This window comes from Corynebacterium sp. HMSC056E09 (assembly GCF_001813425.1).
In the GTDB taxonomy this organism is placed as follows: Bacteria; Actinomycetota; Actinomycetes; order Mycobacteriales; family Mycobacteriaceae; genus Corynebacterium; species Corynebacterium hesseae.
This window is the reverse complement of the sequence record NZ_KV812513.1, coordinates 360666-361253: the sequence shown is the minus strand read 5'-3', so window position 1 is coordinate 361253 and position 588 is coordinate 360666. Positions and strand designations below refer to the sequence as shown.

General features: G+C 52.4%; 1 pseudogene. It reads left to right on the top strand.

Going from position 1 to position 588, the window contains the following annotated elements:
• Positions 1-588: pseudogene (locus tag HMPREF2912_RS11055) on the top strand (IS3 family transposase); the annotation flags it as partial.

Sequence of the window (588 nt, the reverse complement as noted above, 5' to 3'; positions counted from 1 at the left end):
GAACCGAATACTCGGTCAAGCGGATGTGCCACGTTTTAAAGCTCAATCGCTCCTCGTTCTATAAATGGGTCCAAACCCGTGAAAAGCGCAGGTTAAAGATGTGTTCCGATGCCCTTATTGGTGCGAGAATTACAACCATCTTCGATGATGAGCACGGGCTTTATGGTGCTAAACGCATCGCTGCAAGTCTCAACGACGATACGGACTTTCCTCCGATAAATCACAAGAAGGTCGCACGCATCATGAAATCCATGGGACTTAAAGGCTTTACCAAGCGCCGCCGATGTGTCACTACCAGGCGCAAGCCTGGCCACCGTGTCATGCCGGACTTAGTAGGCCGTACATTCACAGCCAACGAGCCGAACCGCGTTTATCTTGGCGACATTACCTACCCGCCCTGTAAGGGTGGCAAGAACATGTATTTGGCCACAGTCATTGACACGTATTCACGGAAACTTGCAGGTTATGCGATCGCAGACCACATGCGAGTGTCACTGGTCGTCGATGCACTAGCCCACGCGCACGGTGTGCGTGGCAGTCTTGACGGGGCTGTATTCCATTCCGATCACGGCAGTGTGTACACCTCAC